Origin of the sequence: Acinetobacter sp. 1566109 (assembly GCF_000582255.1) — a bacterium.
Classification (GTDB): Bacteria; Pseudomonadota; Gammaproteobacteria; order Pseudomonadales; family Moraxellaceae; genus Acinetobacter; species Acinetobacter nosocomialis.
This window is the reverse complement of the sequence record NZ_JEYB01000118.1, coordinates 1-3,078: the sequence shown is the minus strand read 5'-3', so window position 1 is coordinate 3,078 and position 3,078 is coordinate 1. Positions and strand designations below refer to the sequence as shown.

Below are 3,078 nucleotides of genomic sequence, written 5' to 3'. Positions count from 1 at the left end.
TTGGACACTTGTCGAGGGAAAACGGCCAAATAATTTTGTTACCAATTTGCGAACTACCGGAATACGTGTTGCACCACCTACCATAATAATTTGGTCAACCTGTTGAGGCAGAACCCTAGCATCTCTTAAGGCACGCTCTAATGGACGGCGCAATCTAAGCAGTAATGGCTCAGCCAATACTGCGAATTCTTCTTGGGTAATTTCTAAAGTTGCTTCCTTATCTTTCCATTTAAATATTAACTCTGTTTTTGCTTCTTTACTTAAAACATGGAGACTATGTTGTGCTCTAGCTCTTAATGCTGTTTCAATATCAAATGGAATAGTATTTTCAGTATAGCCAAAAATAGTTGCATACTGTTTCCAGTATTGCTTCATTAGCAACTGGACAAAGTCATCTCCACCTAAATAATTATCTCCTGCACTAGCTCTCACTTCAGTAATGCCATCAAACAACTCAACAATTGAGACATCAAAGGTTCCCCCACCTAAATCAAAAATTAGGAAACAACTATCCTGTGTTTGACCTAGTCCATATGCTAAAGCCGCAGCCGTAGGTTCATTAATGAGTCGACTAACTTTTAAACCAGCAAGTTCTGCAGCAGATATAGTTGCTTGACGTTGGATATCATTAAAGTAAGCAGGCACTGTAATCACAGCATCCTCTACTTCACATTGTAAAGCCTGCTCTACGTCCTCTTTAAGAGATTTTAATATCAATGAAGACAATTCAACTGCTGAAAAGCTCTGTTGACCTAATTTTAATCTTTTTGAAGTCCCCATTAATCGCTTAAAACTAGTTAATACCTCTTTACCACAGCTTCTTAACTCCAATGCAGCTTGCCCAATTAATATTTGCCCCTGCTCATCCAGTGCAATAGCTGAAGGTGTAGTTTTCATACCATAAGGATTATTAATAAGTCTGGACTGACCATTTTCAAAAATACCAACAAGTGAATTACTGGTTCCAAGATCAATTGCTATAAGAGGTTTAGTATCTATCATTTTCTATCAATAATTTAGAAATATTCATTTTAAAATTATTTTATTCGATTTAATAAATATTGGCGAGTTTTAGTTACTATTAAAACTTATTGATTCAATTTTATTAGAATATTTAATTTTTTATTTTCATAATCTTCTATACTCGAAGATTCTCTCATTAGTTTCAACTCCAATTTTTTTATTGTAAAGCCTAATTTTAGCAATTAGGTCTATATATAATTCTAATTTAATATTTCTTCATAAAATAATTTATAAAATTGAAAAAGGCCTCAAAATTGAGGCCTTTTTTTATAATTAAAATTATTCTGGGTTAAACAATGCGAACACCTCAGCCTCAGTTAGTTTTTTTGTTTGATTTTGAAAAGTGTAAAAATCGGGTTTTGAATCAATAAAAATTTCCATATCTAAATTCATGCCTTCTACTGGCTCATTTAAAGAAAATGCATTGATATTGCAGTAACTTTGATCTTTCGTTCTCCAAAAAATTGTTGTTCCACAAGCATTACAAAAGCCTCGTTCTCCCCAGTCAGAAGAGTTAAATACACTAAGATGCTTTTGCTGAATAAACTTTAAACTGCCTTTGACCACATCAACTGTCATATTGACACCACTAGTTTGTCTACGACACATCGAACAATGGCAAGCATGTACATCATGATTTTTTAGTTCAACTTCAAAAGTTGTTTCACCGCATAGACACTGACCGTTCATTATTATTTTCCACAAGAAGTTTATATTTTTAGGGTTATAAAATATTCTACTCAACCACATTTTACAAGTTCATAAACTATAAAATAGTCATATTTCTTATACTCGCCAACTTGACAATATGCATTTTAACGCCTAATTTAACATCAAGTTCCATTTTAGAACTTAATTACTGAAGGACTCAAAAAATGAAAAATCCTATGGAAATGACAGGCCTCGAATTTTTACAAGCCATGATTGAAGGTCACATTCCACCTGCCAGTATAAGCAAAACTATTCCAATGCAACCTACTGAAATTTCTGAAGGATGTGTGACTTTCAAAGCACAAGCAGATCATAATCACTTAAACCCATTAGGTGGTGTACATGGTGGTTTTGCAGCAACAGTCCTAGACTCGGTGACTGGCTGTGCTGTCCATACGATGTTACCTGCAGGTGTAGGTTATGGCACCATCGACCTTAACGTGAAAATGTGCCGCCCTATTCCTCAAAATCAGGCTTTAATTGCCACTGGTAAAGTCATTAATTTAAGTAAAAACTTAGGTATTTCCGAAGGTAAAATTATTGATGAAGAAGGTAAACTTTATGCGTATGCAACAGCAACCTGCATGATCATTCGACCATGAAAACTAAGGCAGCTTTAAATGGCTGCCTTTTTTATTAAGTCAGGAAGATCTGGACGGTCACAAGTTTGTGCAATCACATAGAGTGCCCAAATATTCTTAAGTTGAAGCTCGACCACTTCATTATGCTGAGTAGACCAAGCTAAGACTTTATTTTTACCTAGTAATAATTCGCCTTCGAGCTGGAAAATATAGAGGGGTTTAGATTGATCTAGTAACTTGGAACACTTTAAAACTTTCAGTGAAGTATGCGCATCCCATTTTAAACTAAACCAGAGTTGTAATAAGTCACCTAAGTACAAGTCCTGCTTTTTAAATGGAAAAGCATTGATCCATGCATCTTCTACAAGTGTGTAATAAGATTCTGGTTGATTTAAAATATTAAGATAATTGCGTTGATAAAAATCAAAATTAGAAAAAATAGAAGCAACAGTAAGTGTTTTCATACTTATCTCCGATTTAGCCATTTTAGTGCTGGCAAGTTGGTTTAAATCCACACTGTTTGGATTACTCCAAACGCTTGTTCTTTTTTGAATCTAGCAATTGAGTTTTTAAAGTGCAAGTAATTTATATCCTCGCTACTCAACTTGATCAAATAAGAAGCATACAACACAAAAATGAAGGAAACATGACGATTTTCACTTGACCCTTGTCAAAATCTCCTTATAATCGCATGCAGATTCTCCCATAGCTCAGTCGGTAGAGCGACGGACTGTTAATCCGCAGGTCCCTGGTTCGAGCCCAG

4 protein-coding genes and 1 pseudogene are annotated in these 3,078 nt (G+C 34.9%); 1 reads left to right on the top strand and 4 read right to left on the bottom strand.

All coding sequences use genetic code 11. From position 1 onward, the window contains the following. Positions 1 to 1,002: Hsp70 family protein (locus J582_RS24400; RefSeq protein WP_032048813.1), on the bottom strand; the 1,002-nt coding region annotated here is incomplete at its 3' end. A 300-nt stretch (positions 1,003 to 1,302) separates the two neighbouring features. Next, entirely contained in the window at positions 1,303 to 1,713 is a 411-nt protein-coding gene (locus J582_RS24395; RefSeq protein ID WP_031981997.1) for a GFA family protein, read from the bottom strand. Between the two features lie 185 nt (positions 1,714 to 1,898). Here J582_RS24395 and J582_RS24390 point away from each other — a divergent pair, with 185 nt between their 5' ends. Continuing rightward, positions 1,899 to 2,336, top strand: coding sequence for a PaaI family thioesterase (locus J582_RS24390; RefSeq protein WP_016804927.1), 438 nt, complete (start codon positions 1,899 to 1,901; stop codon positions 2,334 to 2,336). 14 nt (positions 2,337 to 2,350) lie between these two features. Here J582_RS24390 and J582_RS24385 read toward each other — a convergent pair whose 3' ends face one another. Then, a complete protein-coding gene (locus J582_RS24385; RefSeq protein ID WP_031981994.1) occupies positions 2,351 to 2,779 on the bottom strand; it encodes a hypothetical protein in 429 nt (142 codons plus the stop codon). Between the two features lie 41 nt (positions 2,780 to 2,820). After that, a pseudogene (locus J582_RS26885) lies at positions 2,821 to 2,965 on the bottom strand (hypothetical protein); the annotation flags it as partial. Positions 2,966 to 3,078 lie beyond the last annotated feature (113 nt).

What these genes read in the sequence shown, in the direction of transcription:
- J582_RS24395 (WP_031981997.1), bottom strand. Translation starts at nt 1,713, where the DNA reads ATGAACGGTCAGTGTCTATGCGGTGAAACAACTTTTGAAGTTGAACTA.
- J582_RS24390 (WP_016804927.1), top strand. Translation starts at nt 1,899, where the DNA reads ATGAAAAATCCTATGGAAATGACAGGCCTCGAATTTTTACAAGCCATG.
- J582_RS24385 (WP_031981994.1), bottom strand. Translation starts at nt 2,779, where the DNA reads ATGAAAACACTTACTGTTGCTTCTATTTTTTCTAATTTTGATTTTTAT.